The organism is Humiphilus diazotrophicus (genome assembly GCF_059726315.1).
In genome coordinates this window covers 7,371,804-7,397,508 of the sequence record NZ_AP040870.1, presented here as the reverse complement: position 1 = coordinate 7,397,508, position 25,705 = coordinate 7,371,804, and the positions used below count along the sequence as shown (strand labels likewise).

23 protein-coding genes and 1 tRNA gene are annotated in these 25,705 nt (G+C 52.5%); 11 read left to right on the top strand and 13 right to left on the bottom strand.

Translation table 11 applies throughout. From position 1 onward, the window contains the following. The first annotated feature begins 55 nt into the window (after positions 1-55). Both AC6I7T_RS29600 and AC6I7T_RS29595 read left to right on the top strand, forming a co-directional pair. Positions 56-1,414 carry a PFL family protein gene (locus AC6I7T_RS29600; RefSeq protein ID WP_497791453.1) on the top strand — a complete coding sequence of 453 codons (1,359 nt, stop codon included), beginning with the start codon at positions 56-58 and terminating at the stop codon, positions 1,412-1,414. A gap of 142 nt (positions 1,415-1,556) precedes the next feature. Beyond that, positions 1,557-2,447: a PfkB family carbohydrate kinase gene (locus AC6I7T_RS29595; protein WP_497791452.1), complete on the top strand. Its 891-nt coding sequence runs from the start codon at positions 1,557-1,559 to the stop codon at positions 2,445-2,447. Between the two features lie 51 nt (positions 2,448-2,498). Here AC6I7T_RS29595 and AC6I7T_RS29590 read toward each other — a convergent pair whose 3' ends face one another. Together AC6I7T_RS29590 and AC6I7T_RS29585 are read right to left on the bottom strand one after the other, a co-directional pair. After that, the gene (locus tag AC6I7T_RS29590) at positions 2,499-4,160 is read right to left on the bottom strand and encodes an ATP-binding protein (protein WP_497791451.1); all 1,662 of its coding nucleotides are present in this window, start codon (positions 4,158-4,160) and stop codon (positions 2,499-2,501) included. A gap of 610 nt (positions 4,161-4,770) precedes the next feature. Continuing rightward, a complete protein-coding gene (locus AC6I7T_RS29585; protein ID WP_497791450.1) occupies positions 4,771-6,486 on the bottom strand; it encodes a glycerone kinase in 1,716 nt (571 codons plus the stop codon). Between the two features lie 442 nt (positions 6,487-6,928). Between AC6I7T_RS29585 and AC6I7T_RS29580 the strand changes: the two genes are divergently transcribed. Next, positions 6,929-7,279, top strand: coding sequence for a cupin domain-containing protein (locus tag AC6I7T_RS29580; RefSeq protein WP_497791449.1), 351 nt, complete (start codon positions 6,929-6,931; stop codon positions 7,277-7,279). Between the two features lie 56 nt (positions 7,280-7,335). Here AC6I7T_RS29580 and folE read toward each other — a convergent pair whose 3' ends face one another. The 6 genes from folE to AC6I7T_RS29550 all read right to left on the bottom strand — a co-directional run bounded on the left by folE (position 7,336) and on the right by AC6I7T_RS29550 (position 11,034). Continuing rightward, positions 7,336-7,965, bottom strand: a complete 630-nt coding sequence (gene folE / locus AC6I7T_RS29575) for a GTP cyclohydrolase I FolE (protein WP_497791448.1) — start codon at positions 7,963-7,965, stop codon at positions 7,336-7,338. Positions 7,966-8,024: 59 nt separating this feature from the next. After that, the gene (locus tag AC6I7T_RS29570; protein WP_497791447.1) at positions 8,025-8,432 is read right to left on the bottom strand and encodes a 6-carboxytetrahydropterin synthase; all 408 of its coding nucleotides are present in this window, start codon (positions 8,430-8,432) and stop codon (positions 8,025-8,027) included. Further along, on the bottom strand, positions 8,429-8,839 hold the full coding sequence (locus tag AC6I7T_RS29565) for a 6-pyruvoyl trahydropterin synthase family protein (RefSeq protein ID WP_497791446.1): 411 nt from the start codon (positions 8,837-8,839) through the stop codon (positions 8,429-8,431). The genes AC6I7T_RS29570 and AC6I7T_RS29565 overlap by 4 nt, the downstream gene beginning before the upstream one ends. A gap of 160 nt (positions 8,840-8,999) precedes the next feature. Next, positions 9,000-9,284, bottom strand: a complete 285-nt coding sequence (locus AC6I7T_RS29560; RefSeq protein ID WP_497791445.1) for a hypothetical protein — start codon at positions 9,282-9,284, stop codon at positions 9,000-9,002. After that, entirely contained in the window at positions 9,271-9,912 is a 642-nt protein-coding gene (locus AC6I7T_RS29555; RefSeq protein WP_497788089.1) for an IS630 family transposase, read from the bottom strand. The genes AC6I7T_RS29560 and AC6I7T_RS29555 overlap by 14 nt, the downstream gene beginning before the upstream one ends. A 351-nt stretch (positions 9,913-10,263) precedes the next feature. Continuing rightward, a complete protein-coding gene (locus AC6I7T_RS29550) occupies positions 10,264-11,034 on the bottom strand; it encodes a glycosyltransferase family 2 protein (RefSeq protein WP_497791444.1) in 771 nt (256 codons plus the stop codon). 269 nt (positions 11,035-11,303) lie between these two features. On the opposite strand from AC6I7T_RS29550, the gene AC6I7T_RS29545 reads away from it, so the two are divergent. The 4 genes from AC6I7T_RS29545 (at position 11,304) to AC6I7T_RS29530 (ending at position 15,225) form a co-directional block, all read left to right on the top strand. Then, the gene (locus AC6I7T_RS29545; protein ID WP_497791443.1) at positions 11,304-11,807 is read left to right on the top strand and encodes a TlpA family protein disulfide reductase; all 504 of its coding nucleotides are present in this window, start codon (positions 11,304-11,306) and stop codon (positions 11,805-11,807) included. A gap of 291 nt (positions 11,808-12,098) precedes the next feature. After that, positions 12,099-12,731, top strand: coding sequence for a YdcF family protein (locus AC6I7T_RS29540; protein ID WP_497791442.1), 633 nt, complete (start codon positions 12,099-12,101; stop codon positions 12,729-12,731). An 843-nt stretch (positions 12,732-13,574) separates the two neighbouring features. After that, positions 13,575-14,582: a trypsin-like peptidase domain-containing protein gene (locus AC6I7T_RS29535; RefSeq protein ID WP_497791441.1), complete on the top strand. Its 1,008-nt coding sequence runs from the start codon at positions 13,575-13,577 to the stop codon at positions 14,580-14,582. Between the two features lie 475 nt (positions 14,583-15,057). Further along, positions 15,058-15,225: a hypothetical protein gene (locus tag AC6I7T_RS29530; RefSeq protein WP_497791440.1), complete on the top strand. Its 168-nt coding sequence runs from the start codon at positions 15,058-15,060 to the stop codon at positions 15,223-15,225. A gap of 80 nt (positions 15,226-15,305) precedes the next feature. On the opposite strand, the gene AC6I7T_RS29525 is transcribed toward AC6I7T_RS29530, so the two are convergent. Together AC6I7T_RS29525 and AC6I7T_RS29520 are read right to left on the bottom strand one after the other, a co-directional pair. Then, positions 15,306-15,382: transfer RNA gene (locus AC6I7T_RS29525), tRNA-Arg, on the bottom strand. 97 nt (positions 15,383-15,479) lie between these two features. Beyond that, positions 15,480-15,752 carry a hypothetical protein gene (locus AC6I7T_RS29520; protein ID WP_497791439.1) on the bottom strand — a complete coding sequence of 91 codons (273 nt, stop codon included), beginning with the start codon at positions 15,750-15,752 and terminating at the stop codon, positions 15,480-15,482. A 366-nt stretch (positions 15,753-16,118) separates the two neighbouring features. On the opposite strand from AC6I7T_RS29520, the gene AC6I7T_RS29515 reads away from it, so the two are divergent. Beyond that, the gene (locus tag AC6I7T_RS29515) at positions 16,119-16,553 is read left to right on the top strand and encodes a hypothetical protein (RefSeq protein ID WP_497791438.1); all 435 of its coding nucleotides are present in this window, start codon (positions 16,119-16,121) and stop codon (positions 16,551-16,553) included. 250 nt (positions 16,554-16,803) lie between these two features. On the opposite strand, the gene AC6I7T_RS29510 is transcribed toward AC6I7T_RS29515, so the two are convergent. Further along, positions 16,804-17,064, bottom strand: coding sequence for a hypothetical protein (locus AC6I7T_RS29510; RefSeq protein WP_497791437.1), 261 nt, complete (start codon positions 17,062-17,064; stop codon positions 16,804-16,806). A 1,043-nt stretch (positions 17,065-18,107) separates the two neighbouring features. Continuing rightward, the gene (locus tag AC6I7T_RS29505; protein ID WP_497791436.1) at positions 18,108-19,145 is read right to left on the bottom strand and encodes an NAD-dependent epimerase/dehydratase family protein; all 1,038 of its coding nucleotides are present in this window, start codon (positions 19,143-19,145) and stop codon (positions 18,108-18,110) included. On the opposite strand from AC6I7T_RS29505, the gene AC6I7T_RS29500 reads away from it, so the two are divergent. The 3 genes from AC6I7T_RS29500 to AC6I7T_RS29490 all read left to right on the top strand — a co-directional run bounded on the left by AC6I7T_RS29500 (position 19,126) and on the right by AC6I7T_RS29490 (position 22,245). Next, complete coding sequence (locus AC6I7T_RS29500; protein WP_497791435.1) at positions 19,126-19,452, top strand: hypothetical protein; 327 nt, start codon at positions 19,126-19,128, stop codon at positions 19,450-19,452. The two genes, AC6I7T_RS29505 and AC6I7T_RS29500, sit on opposite strands and share 20 nt — an antisense overlap. 280 nt (positions 19,453-19,732) lie before the next feature. Further along, positions 19,733-20,254, top strand: a complete 522-nt coding sequence (locus AC6I7T_RS29495; protein WP_497791433.1) for a hypothetical protein — start codon at positions 19,733-19,735, stop codon at positions 20,252-20,254. A 281-nt stretch (positions 20,255-20,535) separates the two neighbouring features. Continuing rightward, entirely contained in the window at positions 20,536-22,245 is a 1,710-nt protein-coding gene (locus AC6I7T_RS29490) for an NAD-dependent malic enzyme (RefSeq protein ID WP_497791432.1), read from the top strand. Positions 22,246-22,452: 207 nt separating this feature from the next. Here AC6I7T_RS29490 and AC6I7T_RS29485 read toward each other — a convergent pair whose 3' ends face one another. After that, on the bottom strand, positions 22,453-25,593 hold the full coding sequence (locus AC6I7T_RS29485; protein WP_497791430.1) for a TonB-dependent receptor: 3,141 nt from the start codon (positions 25,591-25,593) through the stop codon (positions 22,453-22,455). Between the last annotated feature and the right edge of the window lie 112 nt (positions 25,594-25,705).

The following is a 25,705-nucleotide window of genomic DNA, read 5'->3' as shown; positions in this document are numbered from 1 at the left end:
ACCTGGAGAAACTCTGGCCAGTCATCGCCATTTAAAGGAATCGAGAGGCACGTAGATGTTCAATCGCAACGAAATCATTGAAACCATCAACATGATTGAACAACAGAACCTGGACATCCGCACCATCACGATGGGGATCTCCTTACGGGACTGTGCCGCAGAGAGTTCAGCTGTCTCTCGCAAACGCATTTACGACAAGATCACCCGTTATGCGGAAAAGCTCGTCGCCACGGGCGAGGCCATCGAACGCGAGTTCGGAATTCCCATCATCCATAAACGCATCTCTGTAACGCCGATATCGATGGTTGCCGAAAGCAGCGATGAGACGAACTACGCTCGCTTTGCCGAAACGCTCGACCAGGCCGCAAAAGAAGTCGGAGTAAACTTCATCGGAGGCTTCTCCGCCCTCGTTCATAAGGGATACACCAAGGGAGACCATCTCCTCGTCCAGGCATTACCCGAAGCACTAGCCAGTACGAATCGAGTCTGCGCCTCCGTCAATGTTGCCACCACCAAGGCCGGAATCAATATGGATGCGGTGCGCGACATGGGCCTCATTATCAAGGAAGCTGCGCGCCTCACAGCCGATCAGGGAGCATTGGCTTGTGCAAAACTGGTCGTCTTCGCCAATGTGCCGGAAGACAATCCGTTCATGGCCGGAGCTTTCCACGGAGTGGGCGAACCGGAATGCGTAATCAATGTCGGCGTCAGCGGTCCTGGAGTCGTTGCCAGTGCCGTCAAGCGCACAAAGGGAGCAGACTTCGGCACAGTCTCCGAAGCGATTAAGAAGACGGCATTCAAGATCACCCGCATGGGCCAGCTCGTCGCACAGGAAGCTTCGCAACGGTTGAAGGTTCCCTTCGGCATCGTCGATCTCTCGTTGGCACCTACGCCCGCCGTCGGCGACAGCGTCGCTCACATTCTTGAAGAAATGGGACTGGAGAAGTGCGGAGCTCCGGGAACCACCGCAGCGCTCGCGCTCTTAAACGATGCGGTCAAGAAGGGCGGAGTCATGGCATCCTCTTATGTCGGCGGACTCTCCGGTGCTTTCATTCCCGTAAGCGAAGATGCAGGCATGATCGATGCGGCACTATGCGGCGCGCTCTCCATCGAGAAGTTGGAAGCGATGACCTGTGTCTGCTCCGTCGGCTTGGACATGATCGCTGTTCCCGGCGACACCAGCGCCTCAACAATTTCAGCCATCATTGCCGATGAAATCGCCATCGGCGTCGTCAACTTCAAGACCACGGCAGTCCGCATCATTCCCGCTCCGGGTAGGGTCGTTGGCGATGTTGTCGAGTTTGGCGGATTGCTCGGTTCCGGTCCTGTGATGAAGGTGAATCCCTTCTCGGCGGAAAACTTCATCGCTCGCGGTGGCCGCATCCCCGCACCATTGCAGAGCCTGAAGAATTAAGCATCATCGCAATTCTGTTGTTCTTATGCAGAATTGAAACCGCTCAATTCGCTTCCCTTTTTTGTCCACCGCAATCGTCTGTGGTGATCTGCTTCACACCCGTTCCCTGTCACTGGCAGAGAAACTATTCAGGGGAGTACTAGTGACGAACGGCATATTTGTAGGGCTCTCAACCATCGATCTCGTTTATAACGTCGACCAATTTCCGGCGGCCAACGCAAAGGTAGCGGCACAGACGCAAGAAGCCTTCGTCGGAGGCCCGGCTACAAATGCGGCCATTACCTTCAGTTATCTCGGAGGCGAAACAACCCTCGTCACTACCGTCGGCAACCACCCCCTGGCCAGCTTGATTCAGAACGAACTCCGTCGATACTCCATCCGGCTCGAAGATCTGAATCCCGCTTTCGATGAACTGCCGGTCATCTCATCCATCTCGGTAAATGAGTTGGGAGAACGCAATATCGTCTCTGCCAACGCGAAGCGCGTGAAGGTGCTTCCGCCTCAGATTCGCAAAGAGATTCTGGAAGAAGCTTCCATCCTGCTCGTCGACGGACACTACATGAAAGCCTGCCAAGCCTGGGCTAAAGCCGCTCACGATTATGGCATCCAAGTGGTTCTCGATGGAGGAAGCTGGAAGCAAGACATGGAAGAGCTGCTTCCGTATGTAGATATTGCAATATGCTCGGCAGACTTCTATCCGCCCGATTGTGTAACGGAAGAGGATGTAATTAAGTATCTCAAGAAGTGCGGTATCGCCAAGATCGCGATCACCCGAGGCGCCGAGCCTATCCGCTTTGTGTCGAATGGAGTCGGCGGAGTAGTTCCAGTTCCCAGAGTAGAGCAGGCCGACACGATGGGAGCCGGAGACATCTTTCACGGAGCCTTCTGCTACTTCACCATCCTCAGACATGGCTTTGTGCAGGCTCTGGCTGAAGCAGCAAAAGTCGCAGCCGAATCCTGCCGCTTTCACGGAACACGAGAATGGATGAGGATTATCCGTCGCCGCCAGGAAGAAAGCCTGATTCACCAATAGACATGCCGGGACCTACTAGCAGAAAGCCTTCCAGCATGCTGACTGCGATGACTACAGCCTGGGCTCTGCACACAACAGTTCTTGATTCGCTCCGTCCTGGTGCTTAGCCTGTTTGGAGTGAGCCTCATCGAGGTCTATCGGTATCAGAATCGAGAACGTAGTTCCGCTATGTCCTGGATGGCACGAAGAACGCACACGAATAATGCCGCCGTGATTATCGACGATCTGCTTGCTGACCCACAATCCAAGTCCGGTACCGACGGACCCCTTCGTCGTAAAGAAAGGCTCGAAGATATGCTGCTGAGCCTCCGGATGAATGCCTCTACCGTTATCGGAAACCGTAACCCGCACAGCTCGTGAACCATCGCGGAAGAACGCCCGTCCCGAAACACGAAGCTTGATCGAACCGCTGTCGCCAAGAGCGTCAATGCTATTCGCCAGCAAGTTTGAGAATACCTGCCGCAGTTCACCGGCAACAGCGCAGATCTTGACCTCGGAATGCCATTGGCGATGAATCAACACGTGCTTGGCCTTGATCTTGCCCGATAGCAGATCGATGGAAGAATCCAGCACCGCAGTAACAGAAGTAAGCGCCGGAGCATTCGACTCACGATAAAAGCCCAAGGCCTGCCGGGTAATGTGAGCTATCCCCTTCAGCTCATCGTCGGCTATATCGAGATACTTGCGGACCGCCTCCGGATCTTGCGCCATCATGCGCGCCAAATAAAGTGTGTTCGTTACGGCCTCAAGCGGATTATTAATCTCATGCGCAATACTGGCAGCCAGTCTTCCAGCCGATGCCAGCTTTTCACTGCGGAGCAAAGCCTGTTCTGCCAACTTGCGCTCGGCTATATCGGCTTCCAGCTGAGCATTCGCAGTCTCGAGTTGTCTGGTCCTATCGCGAACCAACTGCTCCAGATGTTCGCGATAGGACCTAAGTTCGTTTTCGGTCCGTTTGCGCTCGGAAATGTCTACGCCCATCTCAAGGACTAGCATCGAGCCATCCACATCTCTGAAGGGCAAGGCATAGGCTTCAATCACCGTACCGTCGAGAATGGTAACTTCCCAATGCAGACGCTCGCCTGTTTGAAATACTCTCGCCCGCTCGCAGTTATCGCACGGACGCATCCGGCCAAAGCAGTTCTCGTAGCAGTGCCGTCCCTCAAAGACGCCGAATTTTTCCCGGAAGCTGCGATTCGCAAAAGCCAGAGAGTGGTCCTCCTTCAGAAGACAGATCATCTGCGGCAGGGTTTCCAGCACGTCGAGGAAGCGCTGGCGTTCGGCATAAGTTGCTTCCGCAACGGTGCGTTCTTTTTCCGCACGGCTGCGTTCGCACTTAAGAGCCTCGTCGATCTGAAATTCCAAATATCGATCCCGGCTACGATGGAAGCGGTCCGCAGCAATTGAAATACAAATTCCGAGAATACTGAAGATTACCGTGCGAATAGGATAGGAAGCCCCCTTCAGGGCAAACGGCGCTTGAGCAAAAAACATCCAGTAGCAGACGGCCATTACCGACAATGCCGTCGAGAGCAGCCCTGTCCAGAGGTTCCCAAAGATTGACGCCACCACCACTAGAGGGAAAAAGATCGCATACGGAGGTAGATATCCAAAGTGGGGAACAAAAGCTTCGCGAAGCAAAAACGCGAGTAGAAAACCAATGAAGGTTATCAGGTATTGCCTGATTCTAGTAAGAAGAGGACGAGAGCTCATGCTGATCCTGTTAACCTCCATCAACGCAATACTCTCCTCCGAGCCTGAGTATGGCAGATACCCGGCATTCCGAAACCAAGACATTACGGGACGAAAAGCCAACATGTTTCAACAACCGACCCCGCCCAGTGGTGAACGATGAATGATTACAAGATTCTGTAGCGGAAATAGATCTGGAACAGTGACGAATGTCACAAGCTTTTCTCTGACTTAGTGATCATCGCTCGTCACAGGCACAGATTTATAAAAGGCTTAGCTTCCGCCCATGGCCCTATCTTATATATTCTGAGCTTTATCCCAATCCCCCGACGGTAACCAACAAATTATCCCCTGATGGTCAGGCCCAATTTAGCACCGGGAATACAAAGGGAAACAGTTGTAATTAAGAAGTAAGGATGGGAAGGCACGGGCTTTGCCGTGCCAAAGAATTTCAATCTAAAGACTTTTTATCTTCCCGATGACTGGAGAAGAGAGAAACAACAACGACGTAGATCTAGAGGAAGCAAGAGCGAGCGGAGAAAAACTCCAGATAGCTGTTGTTCCCCTAAGCTCCTGCTACCAAGAATGTTTCTTCTTCCTTCGTACCCTCAGTTTTGGCCGTAACCCTAAACTAAGACAATGTTTCCAGGATGGTTCGCAATTGGATTCCTACGGCCACAGCTCCGGGATCGCTATGGCCACGTGTTCGCTCTCCGAGATAGGCGGACCTGCCACGACGAGGTGCCATCTGGGCCGTCTTCTCCGCACCTTGTTCCGCAGCTTCAACCGCAGAGGAAAGAGCATCCTTCACTGGACGTCCGGCCTTGGCATCCCGCTTGAGCGATTCGACAAATGGAATCAACGCATCGAGCATCGTGCGGTCTCCGGCCTTGGCTCCGCCCAACTCCGACATTGCCGTACAAGCCGCATCGAGAGCCGCGGCCCATCCGGCCAGATCTCCCTTACCGGAACGAAGCACATGTGCCAACCGCAAAAAGAGCACTCCATAAAGAGGACCGGAGCTGCCACCTAAAGCCTCACGGAAAGTGCGACTTAAAGCCTCGAAGGTCGCAGAAGCATCGTCCAGCGGATACTTGTCCAGCGCCAGTCGAACGGCCTTGGCACCGCGCTCCATACTCACACCCAGATCGCCATCGCCGACCTGCCGGTCCAGCTCCGTCAGCTTCGGTTCGGCCTCGATCAGCGCCGCGCATACTGCTTCAATCGCTCGTCGCAGTTTTGCTCCCCTGGCAGTAGTGGGCGTTTGCTTCCCTGCCTGAGCCATATTCTCCGAGGGAAAGATCAAGACCAGTTCGCGATCCTCGGCAGCCACAGGAGACGCCTTCGGAGCATTCGGCCAGCCGACAGCTGTCGTCGTTGCATCCAGATACCGCAATCGTTCGTCGTCAACGGCTAGCAAAGAAAGCGAGAACCCGGCCATATCGAGCGAAGAGAGAAAGGTTCCGGCATACATCCGCTCAACCTTCAGCTCGCGTTCCTCCAAAATCGCCTGCGTCTTCCGCGCCACGATAGCCAGTTCCATCATCGTCGTCGCACCCAGGTTATTAATCAGCACAGCAACACGATCACCGCTGCGCAGATTTCGCACAGAAAGGATGCGATCCAGCATCTCTTTTACAAGCAGGTCCGCGGCCTTGATCGGAGTGCGGCTCGCACCCGGTTCGCCATGAATGCCGAGACCAAGTTCCATCTCGTCGTCTTCCAGAACAAAGCTCGGCTTCCCCACCATGGGAGAAACACCGGCTGACAACGATACCCCCATCGATCCAAGACGAGCGGCAGCAGCCTCCGCCGCGGCCTTTACCTGGGCAAGATCCGCTCCCGCAGCAGCGGCAGCCCCGGCGATTTTGTGAATCAACACCGTTCCGGCAATCCCGCGAGCACCATTAGCGAGCTGGCTCTCTTCCAGAGCGACATCGTCAGCCACGATGACCATCTCGACCGGAATCCCCTCACCGCGAGCCATCTCCGCAGCCAATCCGAAGTTCAGCCGGTCTCCGGTGTAGTTCTTGACAATCAGAAGCACTCCCCGCGTGCCAGCGACCGCACGGATGGCGGCATATACAGCCTCGGTACTGGGCGAAGTAAAGACCTCTCCAGCAACAGCTGCGCTAAGCATTCCCGCGCCAACATATCCAGTATGGGCCGGCTCGTGTCCGCTGCCACCACCGGAAATCAAAGCAACCTGCTTGTCCCTGACCGAATCGGCGTCGGCGCGAACCAGCACATTTTGTCCGGAGATACGCTTAAGATGCGGATCGAGCACCACCAGACCGTCAAGCATCTCGCGCACAACACGGTCCGGAGAATTAATGAACTTCTTCATGCAATCCTTCCTCTCTGCATAGCCTGCCCTAGCTTAGATGGAATTATCAGTATGAAGAGAAAACATTCTGAACAGCAAGTGCGGGAGGAAGATGTAGGCAAACTCGTAGCCTCTCACCGTGCACGGGCTCCCCGACAGATTCGATGAAGCCTTCCCTCAATTGCCACTTCAATAGATACCCAATAACGTACCGCCGGACTCCAGGCCGGTTGTACCGAGGGCGTCCTCGCCCTCGGTACACGATATATCCGTGACAAATCCAGACAATCTTTAGCAACATAATAACGACGTTGCACCAACTCGCACCAACTCAGTAATTTGCATCCCAGTTCGTGGGCCTGGAGACCCACGGGACAGCCGGCCTGGAGTCCGGCGGTACAAAATTTGCAAAGATGCGTCGAAGCCAACTTCACAGAATCGAAAGAGGCAGGGAGCGTGCAGTATGCAGAATTCTTCTTTTCAGATCATCGATCTTGCACATGAATCGACCACGACAGAAAGCTACAACAATCATTCCCTTACTGCAGTCAACGATCATGAAGTTCGAATCAGCGTTATGACGGAGCCTTATCATTGGCATTGCCATCCTGACTCCGACGAGAGCTTTCTATCGTTGGAAGGAGGGCTTTACATTGACTTCGACGATCAGACCGTCGAGCTTAAGCCTGGGCAGATGATTACCGTGAATCGAAGCGTCCGTCATCGTACGAGGCCAGTCGGCAAGCGCTCGGTGAATCTCACCTTCGAGCGGTCGGGAGCACGGAGTGAGAAACTTCCTTCTCCAGCAGAATGATGAGAATGTCGAGCGCTGCATGATGCAGCGCTCTTTGCAGAAGGAGCAGGCCAACTCTAGAAGCTGCTCTGACTACGTTCCCGAACCAGCGACAGAAACTCCTGACGGGTCCGCTGTTCATGAAAGACACCCACCATGGCCGAAGTTACAGTAGAAGAGTTCTGCTTTTCCACGCCCCGCATCATCATGCACAAGTGCCGGGCTTCAACGACCACGCCGACACCCTGCGGCTTGATGGCTTCGTGAATAGCGTCGGCAATCTGGCGAGTCATGCGTTCCTGCACCTGCAGACGGCGGGCGAAGACTTCTACCAACCGCGGAATTTTACTTAATCCGATAACTTTGCCATTTGGGATATAAGCAACATGTACCTTGCCGAAGAATGGCAGCATGTGATGCTCGCAGAGCGAGAACATCTCGATATCTTTCACGATGACCATCTCATCGTAAGTCACATCGAAGAGTGCTCCGCGAAGAATTTTCGTAGGATCCTCGTTATAGCCCTTCGTCAAAAAGGACATGGATTTCTCCACGCGCTCCGGTGTTAAAAGGAGTCCGTCACGATCCGGGTCTTCGCCAATACGATTGAGAATCTCGCGGTATAAGTCCTGGGTCGAGACCCCGGCCAGATCTTTCGATGACTGCTTCTTGTCTGCGCTTGGGGATTCGATTGCCGATTGTGTCATCTTTTGTCCTCTAATGTGGTGTGACTTTCTTGGCCTTCCTAAATTCCGGCTGCTTCCTCTCAATGGCCGCTGTACTCGAAGAAGTTGTTTGACGTCTCTTCCACACGTACGCGAACCAGCGCGGCATCATGAAAGGAACGGGCAATCAGGTCATAGATCGTAATACAGAGATTCTCGGTCGTCGGTACCCGATCCTGAAATTCAGGACACAGATTCAGATTCCGATGATCGAAGCGCTCAATCACCTGTCCGTTCACGCAGGCGTCCAGCTGGCAGAGATTCGCAACCATACCCGTATCCGGATCGACTTGACCGCCAACCGTGACCTCCACGGTATAGTTGTGCCCATGCCCGTGCGGATTATTGCACTTGCCGTAGATGCGGCGATTCTCCTCTGCCGAAAGCTCTTCGGAGTGCAGGCGATGCGAGGCCGATAAACGATACCGCCGGGAAAAATATGCCTTCATGCTTCTCCGTAGTAATCGGCAAAGATGTCTGGTGTCTCATAGACACGTATCCGATGCAACTTCGAGCCCTTCAAAGCGGGAGTAAGCCGGTTCCAGATGGCAATAGCGATGTTCTCCGTCGTTGGGATAGCCTCGCGGAACTCGGGCACCTCCAGATTAAGATGCCGATGATCGTAGACATCCAGCACTTCCCTCTCGATCACGTCTCGCAACCACTTCAGATCAACGACAAAACCGGTCACGGGATCAACTCCCCCTTCGACCGTTACTTCCAAGGTGTAGTTGTGGCCATGGCCATTGCGGTTTGAGCATTTTCCAAAGACCCGTTCGTTCTCTTCTGCGGAGAACTTCGGATTCCAGTAGTAGTGGGAAGCGGAGAACTCGGCCCGTCGCGTCAGCAATATCATTTAGTCTTTCCCTGCTGCTAGTTAAGAGATGTCGTTCCTTGCCTTAAGTTTCTGGAGTTTCGCATAAGCTTCTCCCCAAATCAAAACTCTCGGACTGCGAAAGCTCCACTTGTGGTAGCCCGGATGGTCGAGCCTTTTCAAAGAGATCCTGAGCCTTTGCTCAAGCTCCGTATTCCCGGCCCTTCCAGGTAACCTGTTTCTTGATCCGCCAGCCATACCAGCTACGGCACAGGACCGCGATAAAGAGAGGCAAACCCAGAATAGAGAGCCAGCAGTCCGCCATTGCAAAATTCGAACGCGAGCGGTGCCGGTAATAGCGAAGCACGGTTCGGATCCACAACAACAGGAAGAGCCAGCGTGCCAGGACTACGCCCCAGAAGCTCACCATCAGCACAGGCAGCCCTACCAACAATGCTAGAGCATTTTTCGAATTAGTGTAGACCATTTATACAGAGACGGAACCAAGCCTGAGCATTATCAGGGGAAATAAGCTTGAGAGCGTCGGCTATAGCTTGCTCAAGGGATTCTCTGGTTCTAGCTTTGGCAGCCCGAAGCAGTTGTTTGAGCTTAGCCCAAGCCTTTTCGATCGGATTCAGATCGGGCGAGTAAGGCGGCAGGTATAGCAATTCTGCTCCAGCGGCCTCGATCAGCCTCCGTACGCCGTTGACCTTATGGGAACTCAAGTTGTCCATTACCACCACATCGCCAGCTGTCAGTGCCGGACAGAGTATGTGTTCGACATAGGCTAGGAATATCTCCGCATCGGTAGCGGCTTCGATGGTCATCGTTGCTACCATGCCACGAAAACTCATTGCTCCCAGGATGGTCATGATTTTCCATTGTCCTCCAGGAGTAGATTCGTGTATACGAGTGCCTCCGAGGCAACGGGCATAACGCCTCGTCATCGAAGTTGTCACACCACTCTCGTCAAGGAAGATCAGCCGTTCCAGACTTGTCGCCTGGATCTTGGCGACAAATTCTTGGCGTCGCTGGCGGTTCGCTTCGGTATCGCGTTCACTGGCATAGAGCGACTTTTTTTCAGCCGTAAACCCAGTTTCCGAAGTAGAAACCAAATCCGCCCCAAGCTCAGTTCCACGCTTGCTTCATTGTGCAACTTTGCTTGCACTTCAGCCAACGTTAAATCCGGCTCCGCTTCCACCCACGCTATTACCTGCTTTTGCTCTCTGGCTCCGACGTGTGGTTTTCTCCCGGGACGATGAACAACTCGCTCGGCTTGACCACTATGCTTCCGCTGGCTGGAAACCTTCTTCGCCCAACCTACACTTACTCCAAATAGCTCTGCCAATTCCTCCAGCGTCCCATTCCCATCATCATAGGCTGCTAGGAACTTACGTCGCAGATCATCTTCGTAGGCTTTCGCCATTGCTTTGCTTGTCGCTGAGTTTCGCCATGCTCAGTCTACACTAATTCGAAAAATGCTCTAGATCCAGCAGTTGCAGCGATGCTACCCCCAGCGGACTGCCAAAGAGCAAGGCCAGATTCTTCGTCCAGCCCTCGAACATCGCCTCCGTAGTCCGATACATCCGGGCAGAAACGGCGTCGTCGGCATAGCGGAAACGCAGGCCTAAACGCTTGCGTTTGATCAGGTTAGCTAGTGCTGCATCCTCCAAGACCTCATTTGCAACGGATTCATGCCCACCGACTGCACAGTAAGCCTCGTGGCGGAAGAGCATGAACTGTCCATTCGCAATGGACACATTGGAGGTGGGATCGTTCACTTTCTTCGGAGGATAGGCCATAGCCAATTCGCTAAAGATCAGTGGCATCATCGCCCGCTGCCAGAAACCTTGCACAATTTGCCGTGGAGAGTAGGAGAGCAACCCCACTTCGTGCCTCTCCGCCTCAAAGATGGCATGGAGCAGGCTCAGAGGGCGGTGCTCCGTATCGGCATCGGTAAAAAGAAGCCACTTCCCTTGGGATTGCTGAGCAGCCGTCCAGCAGGCGTTTGTCTTACCCGTCCACCCCTCGCGCAGAGGCACTGGATCGATCACCGTGACCCCGGCAAAGCTCTTGGCAATCTCGCGAGTCTGGTCTGTCGAGTTGTCGTCTACGACGATCAGCTCCCAGTGCTCGCCCAGTACAAAGCCCTCTTCCGACTGCTCCACCAGCGATTTGAGGCAGGCGGCCAGGCAATTAGCTTCATTTCGAGCGGGAACAATGACGGACAGCAGCACCGGAGATCTCCCTTCAGGACAGGTGGCTCTTCGGCCTCCTTGCCCTACGGCCGTTTTCGCAAAGGGTGTAGACCGAAGCACCGGAGGTTTACGCAGCTTCCACTAAAGGGAGCTGCACTTCGCCTCTGTCAAAAAGTCCACGGCATTGCGAGAAATGCTATAAACTCTCAAATCGTACCCCGCCCCGGCGATTCTCTAAATAGATAAAAATAAAAGATGTTGCAACACGAACATCGCAAGGAACCCGCCGGATTCGTATTATAGGAATCGTGTACGTACGTAGACAAACTTCCCTTTTGGCTCTTGCTGCCCTTCTTGCCTTCTCTGCAGGATGCGATCGCGGCTCTCATCCCTCGCAGGTGAACAGGGTTGCGCCCGACTTCACCGTCAGCGATGGCCGCTCGAAAGTCCATCTGGCCGATCTGCGAGGAAAGGTCGTTGTTCTGAATTTCTGGGCGACCTGGTGTCCGCCCTGCGTTCAGGAGCTTCCATCGCTGCTGATGCTGCAAAAACAGATGCCTCAGGTGGTGGTTCTGGCCGTCAGTATCGATGAAGACGATGCCGCCTACCGAAAGTTTCTCGCAGACCACCATGTCGATCTGCTCAGTGTGCGCGATGCACAGCAGAAATCGAATCTGGAGTACCACACGGAACAATATCCGGAAACCTACATCATCGATCGCAAAGGCGTGATCCGGAGAAAGTTTATCGGCGCTCAGAATTGGACCGATCCGGAGATCGTATCCTTCCTGAACAAATTGCAGCATAGCTAAGCAGAGTACCGCCGGACTCCAGACCGGCTGTACCGAGGACGTCCTCGTCCTCGCTCCACGATATGTCAGTTACAGATTCAGACAGCCTTTAGCAAGTAGACGACGGCGCTGTACTTGAATACACCAGTTCCGGAATCAGCATCCCAGATCGTGGGCCTGGAGTCCGGCAGTACCAAAGCATTTTCAACGAGCAGCTATTCCGAACAAGATTCATCCGAACCTCGTTCATGCAGTTCCCTGCTCCCGGACATGGCTGTGATACTCTGACGGCCAGTATTCCTTTAAGACAAAATGTCCAGATCAAAGTCTTTCCGCAAGCTCTTCGTGTGTGTTTTAGTTTTGGCTCTAGCTCTGTGTGTCCTAGCCCCCGGAGCTGCAAAGTTCCTGGTGGTCAACAACCCGCAGCATGCAGACGTAATTGTCGTGCTGATGGGTGATTATGGAGACGTCCGATTCCAGCATGCGCTGAAACTCTTGCGTGAAGGCTACGCGCATGACCTGGTACTCGATGCGTCCGACTGGCAGCAATACGGTAGGCGTCTCTCCGATGCGGCACAGCAATATGTGCAAACGGCAGCTCCGGACAAGGCTTCTCAGCTACACGTTTGCAGCTTCCATGAAGACTCCACCTTGCAGGAATTGCAAGGCGTTGCTCTCTGCGTTCAACGTTCCGCTCCAGGAGCCAAGAACGCGATTGTGGTCACCTCCGACTATCACACCCGTCGCGCACTCTCAATTGCGCAACACGTGATGCCCGAGTACAAGTGGTCTGCAGCTGCAGCTCCCGAACCCGAGCGCTTCGGAGTTAAGTGGTGGCAGAAACGAGAGTGGGCCAAGACCACCGTCTATGAATGGGAAAGATTCTCCTGGTGGCAACTCATCGAAAGATGGCGCAAGCACGAGGTAAAGATCAGCGAGCAATAGGAGCCGATATATTGATTTCGGGCTCATGCAACCACAGGAGAATACCTTTTTCCTGTGGTTATGCGCATCCCTCGAATCATGCACGTGTGCAAGATCCTCTCTTAACATTAAATTTCAATTATCTCTATTCTGAACGTGAATAGGCCGCATATGAGTGCAGTTTCATCCCGCGCTATCACCAAAGAGGAAGCGTAAATCTTGCTTCTTATTCTGAGAAACAGACGCTCGGGAGCAGCTACTTAATAGAGCTATTTAACCCGCTACAAAAATGTTGACATTCATCGCTTGAATCTTGAAGTTTGTACCTTTGAAGGTAGCCACAGATAATCTCAGGATATGACCTCAGTCATACAAAACAAATTTGATTCCGAAAGGGTCAGACATTTTCGGGAAAGGAAGCGGATGAGAATAGCAACGCCGTAGAGTTTTACTTTACTTAGCCGACGGCCGACAATTGAATGCTTTGAGAAGCTTGATCTTTACATCTAAAGGGTTCTGTACGAGAAAGTGAAAAAGCATGCGTTTTACGCGTATTTTCGAGAAATGGCCAAAAATGCGAATCCGCCGTCGTTTGCTGTGGGAATGTGGAAACCCGGCGTTCTGTGCGGGTTTCCAAGTACTGAGGACGTCGACCTCGCCCAGCGTGCCAAGACCTGCCACAAATTAGAGCAAACGCTCAGATTGTAAACATGTCGGTCACAATTTCAGTAATTTTACTATCATCACAGAATCAGCATCTCGAGACATTCTCCAGCGATGCCATTTATTAGCAGTTATCCTAATTGTTCAACCTCGGAATTTAAGGTGTGCATCATTACAAACTCTCGGGCATAATAGCTGGCCATGAAAAACGCGAGAACTCTTCCACGATTGGCGCTCATATTCATGATGTCCGGTGCGATATGGACACGTCCACTGGAAGGCCAATCCCGAAAGGCGAACGCTACATACGCCACCACACCTTTAGTCTCCGCAATCGATCTTGTACGACCTTCCATAGTGCGAATATCTCATATTTGGCAATTCCCTCCAGAAGAACGTGCTGTAATACGTGTAGCGGATGGAGATCAAATTTTGGGTGGGGGATTCTTCGTTGATGCTCAAACGGGTTATATAGTTACTTCTCTACATATAATAACGGATTTCGATAGTCCGCCAATGTTGCCCAATGGGCATCTGGCTCATCCACTCCGTAATGAATTCCTAATTGGTTTTCCTGAGCCTAGCGATAAGCAGCATGCTCAAGATCATACAGGGCAACCTTTTGTCGAGCATCCAGTTACTGTTGTAGCTCGTGACAAGCATCATGACATAGCGCTCTTAAAATTGGTAAACGCCTCTGACCTAAATCAGATAGTTACAGGCATTGGAGTCAGTAAACCGCGACGGAAGGCAGTAGTTAAGGATGCGATAATTTATTCAGGGATAGTGCGAGATGGGGAGAGTATTGCGATCTCAGGATATGCTCTCGCTTCTCGATCCTTAATGACCAGTTCGGGCGTGATATCTAGTTCTGAGGCTATAGATAACCAACAGTTTCAAATACAAGGCCTTCCAAAGGAAGATGCGAATAATATTCTGTCCGATACCTATATTGCCGATATACGGGTAAATCTGGGAGACAGTGGCGGACCTGTATATCTTACCAACTCTGGCACAGTGATCGGAATATGCCATTCTTACAAGTGGATACCAGTTATGATGGAACCGAGTGGAAATACCCCTTTTGCTCAAGCTCCAGACGGTAGGTATCTGACATATAACTCCGGTCTGGTCAATGTGGTTCCAGCTAAATATATTATCGATTTTTTGAAATCAAACAATGTCACCGTTAAGACCTCTATACGCTAAATCATATGATTTAGTGTATAGTAAAGGCGATAGTACAGTTGCGCCATATCGGAGCAGATACCCAATCTCTCACCAAAGTTCAATCCATCAGGGTTAATCAGCACGCCCTCACCTCACCACGAAATACACTACCGTCCTTGATCGGACTGGCAGAATTGTCCCAGCGCAACCAGATGTGTATTGGCTCTTCTATCCGTCTCTGTGTGCGCCTTAAAGCAGCGGCAAGCAGTGAGATTTCTGCCTGCCGAGCGAAGCGCTTGAATGCTTCTGGCTTTTTCGCTACATATATACGACTATTGCGGAGATATAGGAGGCCCCACCGATTAGGCACCTCGTCCTGCACTACAACTCCATCCGGCACGAGGAAGTAACGATACTGGCCAAGTCCCTCTTCCGGGTAGCGTCGAAAGCGTTTATCTCGATCGGAAAGAAAGTCTTTCCGAGTAACTTTGCATTCAACGAGGAATGCTCCCGCTTGCTTAATGCAACTGGCAACCTAGCAAAGGTCCAGAAGCTTCTCGGTCACTCATCCATAATTACTACCCAGAAGTATTTACACCCGGACATATCAGATACCGCTGCGATCATTGATCAACGAAACAGAATGAGAGGAATCCATGTCGTTGAAGCGGTTAGTGCATGATTTTTTAGAATTACGACAAAAATCCCGACATTCGAGGTGTCGGGAGCTTGGTAACTATATCGTATGTGATTGATTCTAAATGGTGCGCCCAGAAGGATTCGAACCTCCGGCCTACTGATTCGTAGTCAGTCGCTCTATCCAACTGAGCTATGGGCGCACGTTACAACCTTTGTCTTTGGCTTCGCTTACGCTCGTGACCAACGACTTTCTTAATGTAACAACGATCTTCGAATCTTGCAAATCCTTCATGTGGATTACTTAGCGGATTCGGCAGGAACCGCTTCCGGAACGGGCTGAGGAGGAATCAAGGACAGCTCCTCGACTACGCTCAGACCTGCACGGCGAAGCAACTGATAAACAGTCGGACCTGCAAGCCGGGTGGCATCGTACTCAACTAAAACAGTCTGCGCATCGCGATCGAACTGTATGCGGCGAATGCCATAGACCTCGCGAGCACTGTTCAGGGCAAACATCGTAGCTTCCGTCGGATGCGTGGCGTAGCGATAAAGCACTTCAACCGTGGTCATATGAAGAAATCATAGCGGAAAAGCTGCCGCTTGGTGATCTCTCCCGCTTTCTCCTCACCGCCTGCTTCCCCCAAGTGACACACTTGATTCCCCTGGTGAGATCCACAATGCAAACGCCCTCAACCTGAAAGATTGACGACACATGCTGTTTATCTGTTCATTTTCAGTGAGATACCGAGACTTTCCGGTCTCCGGCTCGTCAGTTCCTACAGAGAAGAGACCAGGAACAGCTAGCAGAAACGCATTTCAACTAGGGAAATGCCCGGAATCATTGAAAACAGCGAGAGCATCCTATAGGCTACATGTGGCATCTACTTATAACACCTCTCCCATATTTAACTGGTTCCCCAGAATCGCGGCCTTACCATGTCAGAGACAAACACCAGAAAGCTCTTTGAACGACAGATTGAAATCATTCGCGCGAGGCTTCGGGCTATAGCCCCCGATTTAATGAGAGAGTTGGAAGCCGCTGAACTCGCCTTGCAAAGCCTGGGTGCGGATCGGAATGCGAACGAGTACGCAGGATATCGTCGGGCAATCGACGCCATCGTGAACTATCTGCGCAAGACCGGACACACCGCCACCGGATCCGTCATTGCAGCAGCCCTCGTCAATGGAGGATGGCTCTCCAGCGACACTCGCGCTATTCATAATGTGGTCGATTCCATCCGCTATCACCTGAAACATCCTGAGACCGGGAAGTTGCGGCTCTTTGACGGCTCTCCGGAAGATCCCCGCAACGCCGAAGTCGGGCTGCAGGAATGGACCGAGGAGTTCCGGGCCTTTCCGCTGAATAGCTGATAACCGCAAAGAATCGCCGAGAGATACACGCCTCTGCTATCCGATGCATCCGGGGAAACACAGGACGGGAGGCATCGAGTGCTCATCTTTGCTGCACGAAGAGGAATCGGGCTTGTAAGCAGGCAGGCACTGCCACGCCAGCCTCAAGGGGATTTTATTGTTCTAATGATTTTGAGGCTAAGCGTGGCGGGATGGGAAATTTAAACAGCTGCAATTCATCGACACTGGCTCTCGAAAGGGCGCACTTCAGCTATGCGGTCATCTCTGCATTTCGAGTCCAGCGCATTACGCGGGACGATGCGATTGAAGGACGTACGGCGTGCGAGGTGAGAACAACAACATCTCCACCGGGGAGCACACGTAAATCATGGGCTTTGCAGCATTCGCCACAGAGCCAGAAGTGCTCGATCTCGACATTTTCGCCATGTCCACGAACTACCTGGATAACCTTGCCGGCCCGCAAATATTCAAGCTTTTTGCGGCAAATAGGATTAAAGCATTCAGAAATCATAGTCTTCTCCGGACCCCGAATTCCCCTCAGGGCTCATATGCGGGTGTTAGAAAGCACGTGATCAAACTTCACGTTACGCTCGGCTTGCACTCGTATTTTGTGAAGATCCGACTTCCTGGATTCCAATAAGGACAGGGGCAACTAAGGCAATAAAGAGTTCTCTGCCAGCCACTGAACTTCAATTCACAGCAAGACACACTAATGCGAATCGCTGACGTACTTGTCTTTTCCTAATTCTCTGGTGGAGGCTCTGGTGGCTTCCTTTAATGTTTGATGCATCTTGTGAGAGAACTTTGGGACGTTCTCCCAATTCAACGTACACACCTGGAGAGTGTTATGACCCTTAGATGAAACGTGGACAAATTCCCACTGCAACTTCTGCGTTAGGATTGCGATGCCCTGAGCGGAAATTCAGTGAACGGCTCAGGAATAGAACATCAGGAATTATCTACACTTGTACTATGACTACCAACCGTAATCCGTGACGCACATCACACTTTATTGGGGCTGTTTCCAGAAGGGTGAACCAGTACGGTGCATCAACATCTCGCCGACATCTGTATCTACTATAGCAGCAAATCTAGATTCCTGGCCATAATTATTAGCTCTTTAACAAGTAATTCAATTTACTTAGCAAGAGCTCGCGGAAATAACGAGAAATTCTTTCTCTTCGACATACTCCCTCACTGCCAATATCGCGTAAACCTTTGTATTACGCAGTTGATCGGCACTCTTCAGGCAACCCGAAGACAGACACAAACAAATGGACCTCTGCTACTCACCTACACAAAGATAGATAAATAACGATCCCACAGTGGATCGGTCCGAACTAACTTGAAGCTCTTCTAGTAAATAGATGCGGAGAAAAGGATTTGCGTCGTAAATGTTTACAGAGATTTTGAATACCCGGAGACCCATCGTAATGACGAGAATCCCCTCTCCTAAATCAACACTACACCTGAAGCTGACGCGCCAATGCTCGGCATACATATGAGGGCAGGACCGAAGCCGTCCCTCTCTTGCTACAGAACCAGCTAGAGCTTTTACGAAATCAGCTTCAAAAGCCGGATAATGCCCATATCAGCCGGTTTGCTGTGCGCAGACACATTGGTCCGGGCATGAATCTCCTGTTTCCGTTGCTCGTAGTAGCGGTAAGCGCAGAGAAGCATCTCTTCATTGGTCAGGGTGGGGCGCCAGCCGAGCTTCTCCTTGATCTTGGTGGTATCGAAGAGAAAGTCCTCTGCAATCATTCGATAATGGTAGGGCCCCAAAGGTGAAATCCTCAGCCAGTGAGCCAGTTGCATAGCAGCAATCGTCAGCTTCTCCGGCAAGGAGCAGACCCGGGAGCGGCTTCCGGCGGCCTGGATTACAGCCCCATAAACCTCTCGCAACGACTTCACGTTATCCGAACCGATGTGGAAGATCTCCGATCCCTCGTACTTCAGCGCTTGTAGACAGGCGCTGGCCAAATCTTGAGCGTAGATGAACTGGTACCGGTTTGAGCCCTTGCCCACGACCCAGATCCGCTTCCCTTCTTCGATGAACTCAAAGAGGATGGCCAACAACCCCAGTCTGCCGCTATCGATAATCGTCGGACAGCGCAAGGTGACGATAGACATGTCCTGGGTGTACTCGGAGAGCAGACGTTCGCCAGCCAGCTTCGACTTCCCATAGATCTCGATGGGATGTGGCTTCTCATCCTCGCGAACAGGATGGCCCAAATTGCTGGCCCACAGGCAATTGCTGGAAATAAAGACCAGCTTGGGGACTCTCGCCTGCCGCGAAAAATCCGCGATGTTGCGTGTTCCCTTCACATTCGAGGTCCAGAGCGTCCCGTCAGGAACGGAGCCATGCGCCAGCATGGCCGCACAGTGAAAGACGGCTGAGAAGCGTCCGGTACCAAAGACTCGTTGTAGAAGCTCTTTGTCGCGAATGTCGCCTTGAATGCTCTCTAGATTGGGATGTTGGTCAGGATCGGCAACCAGATCGATGTTGACGCAGGCGAAACCTTCTTCCAATAACCGCCTTTTCAGGATTCCACCGAAGAAACCGGAACCACCGGTGATCAGGACTTCTGACATGATTCAGATCTTTCTCTGGCCAGCCGTCCTGCCGGTCGAAGTCACTCGGCACCTGAAACGCTCCAGTTCCTCAAACACGACGGCTCAAAACTTCGAAATCCGGCGCACGAAAGACTCGAGGAGCAAGCCTCTACGGCTCCGGCTGCTGGAACATTCCCGCAAGAACCTAGACCAAACGGCGAAGGCCTTTGCAGCCCGCCGCCAAGCCGGAGTCCGAATTGGCCCCCTTCAGGGCTGCTCGAATGGAGAGAAAGATGCACCTCTCCAGCGTTGGCAGGCCTATTTCTACGCGGAAATGCTCGAATAAGCCCGAAATCTAAACAAAAGTAATTTGTTGCTCTTATGTTAAACAGAAAAACGGAGAGGGGTTTCAATAAATAAGACAAATTACGTTTACAGGCAATCGATTAGTGCGGAAAGCCTCATCCTGCTACAGAAGGGCTGTCTCGAAGGCAGGCACATAGGAGGACCAGGAACCAGGATAATTAACACTTCGCCCGTGCCTGTTATTAAAGCGTTAAAACTTATATAAGTTTTGCCGATACTTAATTCAATTTGTACTTATTTGACCGGTTAGGCACAAATCCATGAGCGAGAGCAGCGTCACAAACCCCTACATGCTGGCTAGCCTTATCTCCGATCAGAATATGATTACGCCCGCCAGAAAAGAGATCAGAACAGACGTTATCGAGATGATCGGCAAGGTTCTAGGAGCCTGCGGCTTTTTTTATACTATCGGCTCAATCTCACTGAACACGACAGATTATTTTCGTCAAACCCAAGCTCTTTCCATCTCGCATAAGCCGTATCTATACGCTGAACTCTGGGCAGTTCTTTTCTTCGGGATCTCATGCGTGCTCTTCCTGGGCGCGTTAGCGGTCGATCGAAGATTTCTGCAGCTGAGGCGGCATCCGCATCGATGGCATGCCGGATGTTTCACCTCTTATCTCCTCGCCCTGCTTCTACTGATCTTTCTTCCCTCTTCCCGCTCCAGTTTTCACGAAATCGTCTTGGCCGTGTTGGTAATGGCTGTCGGAGGATTGGGACTTATTTTGCTTACCTCTTCCATGCGTCAGTGCGAATACTGCTCCGAGCGCCTGAAGAGGTAAGAGCCTCTTCCCCACAGGAAGATTGATAACGCCGAAGGTTACGATTCGAGCGTTCTTGCGAGGGCATTCATCGCTTACGTAGCACTTCCCTCTTCCGGTCAGCAATAGGCCGGGGGACCGGGGCGTCTCATGTTATGGCAACTCCAAAGGCAGGTGATGCCACACCCCAGGGACTGCCCACTTTTTCCATCGATAAATCTCGCCAAACTGTGTTCCGGGCACCAGACGATTCCTACTTCTTTCAGGCATACTGTGCTAATCAAGACAGGAGAGTGTACGGCATGGCGGTTTTAAGCAGTAGATCCGGAACAAAGCCCCCGCGTCCGCGAAAGGTTTCGCTTTTCGGATATGATCTGCTCAACGATTGCAGGCTCAATAAGGGCACAGCTTTCACCCAGCGGGAGCGCGACATCTTCGCGCTGCACGGGCTACTGCCTCCACATATCGGGACGCTCGAAGATCAGCTGGAAAGGCGCAAAAGAGCCTTCGACCATCAGCCCTCATGCTTCGCCAAATACAGTTTTCTGCGCGATCTTCAAGACGCCGACGAAACGCTCTTCTATGCGCTGGTCGTCCGCTATATCGAAGAGATGCTGCCCATCGTCTACACCCCGACAGTAGGTGAAGGTTCGCAGCGCTTCAGCGAGATCTGGCACAAACCGCGAGGAGTCTTCCTGAGCTATCCCAACAAGGACAGGATCGAACAGATTCTCTCTCACCCTCGCTACGACTCCGTACGCTGCATCGTGGTCAGCGATGGAGAGCGTATTCTGGGCTTAGGTGACCAGGGCGCAGGCGGAATGGGAATCCCCATCGGCAAGATGGCTCTCTACACGGCACTGGCCGGAATTCCTCCCGAAACATGCCTCCCGATCCTACTCGACGTCGGTACAGACAATGAAGAACGGCTGAACGATCCTCTCTACATTGGGTGGAACCATCCCCGGGTCCGTGGCCAGGAGTATGACGATTTTATTGAGATCTTCGTCTCAACGGTAAAGAGCCGGTGGCCTCACGTCCTGCTGCAATGGGAAGACTTCGCCGGATGCAACGCTGCTCGACTGCTGGAGCGTTACCGTAACCGCCTCTGTACCTTTAATGACGATATTCAGGGGACCGCTGCCGTGGCTACCGCCGCCCTGCTCTCCGCTATTCAGGTCACAGGCGAGACCTTACGGGACCAGAGAATTGTCTTCTTCGGCTTCGGCTCGGCAGGACTCGGCATAGCCTCCTTGATGGAAACGGCTATGCGCGATGCCGGACTCAGTCAGGAAGAGGCACGCAGTCGCTTTTATCCCGTAGACATCAACGGCCTGCTTATCGAGGGCATGGAAGGACTACGGCCAGGGCAGGAAGCCTTTGCCCGCAAGCGTCAAGACCTGCAGGGATGGAAGACGCAGGGTAACACGATCAGCCTGCTGGATACAGTTCGAAACGCCAAACCGACAGTGTTAATCGGCGTTTCAGGACAGGCATGTGCTTTTACGGAAGAAGTTGTCCGCGCAATGGCCCAGAATACACCGCGTCCGATCATCTTCCCGTTGTCGAACCCCACCTCTCATTGCGAAGCGACACCGGAGCAGTTACTGACCTGGACAAACGGACAAGCCATTGTGGGCACCGGCAGCCCCTTCGCTCCGGTAGAGTGCCAGGGACAAAAAATTAGAATCAACCAGACGAATAACTCTTACATCTTCCCGGGATTGGCTTTGGGCATCATCTCTGCGCGTGCAAAACACGTTTCAGACAAGATGATTATGACCGCAGCAAAGACCTTGGCATCGCTATCCCCTGCCGCCAAGAACAAGACAGCAAGCCTTCTGCCGGATATGTCTACCATCCGCTCGGTTAGTGCGAGCATCGCTTATGCCGTCGCAAAGCAGGCAATCGATGAAGGACTGGCAGAAATCGAAGAAGACGAGTTACAAGAGGAACTGGAAGAGAATATCTGGGAACCGGTCTATGAGCCCTATATACCGGCCGAAGGCTAGCGGACGAGTAATCGCACTCACGATACCGGTAACCGAAGGAATTGTCCGTACCAGCACTTGGGGATGCCCCATCTTCACGAGCGAAGCGAGTTAAGGTGGGACACACAAAAACTGCAATATCGGTAACCGAACCATTCTCTGAAATACCTCACGGTTACCGATATGGAAGCCTCTACTCATCCAAATCCTGCTTTCATTTCGCACGCATCAGAACTTCACCTTAGCCGCAAATTGAATCTGTCTTGAGGTTGTGGAGGTGGCACTTACAGCTCCGGCTGTAGGAGACAGGGCTGTAGCCGAGGAATAGACCACCGGATTAGGAGTAGCAAAGTTCGTATGATTCAGGACATTGAAGAATTCCGTCCGGAACTCCAAACGAACGTGATCGGACAAGGCTGTATCCTTTAACAACGAAAGATCGAAGCCTCCCAGCCCTGGACCAGTTAGCGAATCTCTTCTGACATTTCCGTAAGTTCCCGTAGCCGGAGGAAGAAATGCTGTCGGGCTGAAGTACTGGTTCGTTGTCCGAGGATAGAGCTTCCCGGTAAATGCAGGATTCCAGTTCGGACGTATCGGATTCCGAGTATCTCCGTTGCCCGTCGGGTTATAGCCCAACTGAGGAGAGAACGGAAAACCCGTCTGCAAATTGACGATAGCACTTGCCGCCCAGCCGCTGATCAGATTCTCCGTCCAACGACTCTGGTTTGCAAAGAATCTGCGCTGCCTGCCAACAGGAAGATCGTAAGTTGCATTCACCGCAGCCAGATGACGAATATCCGTTGCAGCCGGTCCCCAATCCACCTTGGGTTTCAATGGAAAGGAGACAAAGGCCGGGGTATTGGCGCTGACGCTTGTATTCCATGCCGAACCGTCATCGAGGTTCTTCGAATAGGTATAAGATCCACGCAATGCCAGCCCATTGGTCAAACGACGTCTTACATCGACGGTAAAGGCGTTATACATTCCTACTCCCTGCGCTGCCCAGGAGGTAGTGTTCGCAAGACGCGGATTGGCATAAGGCGAATTCGGCGGATAGTAGATGGTGCCATCGGGAAGCGTCGTCGGTATTGGCTCGTTCATGTTCATGGAAAGAATCTGGTGATAGCTATGCGAACCGACATAGCCAAAGGTCACCGAAGTGCTGGGAACAATTTGCTGTTCAATCTTGAATGTCCAGGAAAGCACCGTCGGAGTATGGATATCCGGCTGCACATTGCTAGGAGAGATGGTGCCGCCTGAAATAGTACCTGCGCCAGGAGCAAATTGCAGATTAGAGACAGGAACGTTCTTGACTACCCAGGTAGTGTTAAACGGAGTCGTCTGATCGAGCCGGTAATCGAGATTATCGAGTAGGGCGCGATAGACGCCGAAGCCTCCTCGAATAGCTGTCTTGCCATTCCCAAGAACGTTCCAGGCAAATCCAATGCGAGGCTCAGGCAGAAAGACAGCCCGGTTCTTTGTCAGGGCAGAACCTCCGATTCTCGGATTCGTCTCCAGAACTCCATTTGCGATGATGTAGTTGGAGGCGCGTCCATGAGCCTCATTCCAGCCATTCGTCGACTCAAACCGGAAACCTGCGCGAAGTTCGAAGTGGGGAGTTACCTTGATCGTATCCTCTACAAATCCGGCTCCCTCTACAGAGCGCCAGTTAAGCGCTGTGGGAGAAGGCACCACGGTAAAGGTAGCGACTGTTCCCTTCAGAAAATTGGCAAGCGTGCTGAAAGAGGCTTGTCCATACTGGTTCTGCGCAAGATCGTCATTGGCCTGGAGTTGCTGAATCCACACGCCAGCCTCAATCTGGTGCCGTCCCCAGGTGTAGTAGACGTGATCGTCGTAAGTGAAGAGATTCCGGGCCGTCGTGTTATTGCTGCCGACATTGGAGCCGGCCAGCGTAATTTGCGACGCTCCATTGGAGGCTGTACTGCCACTGATAACAATCGCCCCAACCGGCTTCCCTGTCACCCATCCCGGAATATTGGCAGGTACGCTGCCGGTGAAGAAGTAGCTGGCCCGCGAGTATCCGACTCTTGCCGTGTTCAATAGCGACGGCGAGATGATGTGCTGTTCCTGAATGCTCAGAACCTGCTCGCGGAGAGTCTCGTTGATCAGGCTGAGCGGGTTCGCCGTCGGCGTATGAGCGTAACTATCATCGACCGTATAGATTGCGGCAAATTGATCGCGATTACTGATGTTGGCGTCGAAGCGTGTTGTCCCGAAGTCCTCACGCAGACGCTGCAACGGATGACTGTAGGCGATTCCGATGCCCGCTCCAAGATCGGGTCCGTTTTGCTCCGGCCAAAGAGCCAGTAAGGGACGAACGGAAGCCGAAGCAGCCGCGCGTGAAGCCTGATTCGGCACATAGGTAACGCCGCTAAGCGCCAGATTCTGCCGAAAGCCCTCGTAATTTCCGAAGAGGAAGAATTTGTTCTTATGTAAGGGACCTCCAAGCGTGCCGCCAAACTGATTGCGCTGAAAGGTCGGCGTGCTTCCCTGGTCGAAATAGTTGCGGGCATCGAAGACGCTGTTACGAAGATATTCGTACACCGATCCATGCAAATCATTTGTACCCGAAACAGTCACGATACTAACTTGCGCTCCGGAACGCTTGCCATTTGCGGCTCCGTAATCGTCCGTCACCACGTTGAACTCGCGTACGGCTTCGACTCCCAACAGCTGTCCGCTCGTGCCACCGGGAGTTACGTTGATTAACGATGCTCCGGTGTACTCAACTCCATTCAGCAGAAAGATGTTGTCCTGCGGTCTTCGACCCGAGACGGCAAACATATTGCCGACAGAGGAGTTAGAGGTTCCAATGCTGCCGGAACGTTGATTCGAGTAGTTCACCGTCGCAGGATTCAGGGTCATCAACTGGTCATAACTGCGGCCATTCAACGGAAGTTCCTTCACCTGGCGCTCATCGACAAGTCCCGACACCTGCTGAGTAGAGAGATTCACGGCTGGCAAGACATCGATAACAACGAGCTTCTGCTCTACCCCGGCCACGCTTAGGGTCAGATCGATTGCGATGCTCTGTCCAATCGCCAGTGGGATTCCCGTCCTCGTCTGCGTCGCAAAACCTTCTTTATGAACAATGACCTCGTAGCTCCCGACAGGAATGGACGGAGCAGCATATCGTCCGGAATCGTCCGTATGGAGTAGGCGCCCCGAACCGGTCTCCAGATTTCGAACCGTGACCTCGGCTCCAGAAACAGCGCTGCCGGTTGGATCGTAAATCTCTCCATGAATGGAGCCGCCTACAATCTGCGAAATGGCTGCTCCGGTAAACGCAAGCAGAAGGATCGCTAGAAGCGGTATCCGTCTTATTGGAAGTGGGGAATGACTAAACATCTTGTTTGGCCTCTCTAGAACTCAGACGATGTCGTGTATCTCGTCCGGGGAAGTCTTATGTAAGGGGAAAAAGAGGAAGGTCAACAACAACAGAGGTGCATAAGCGCGCTCG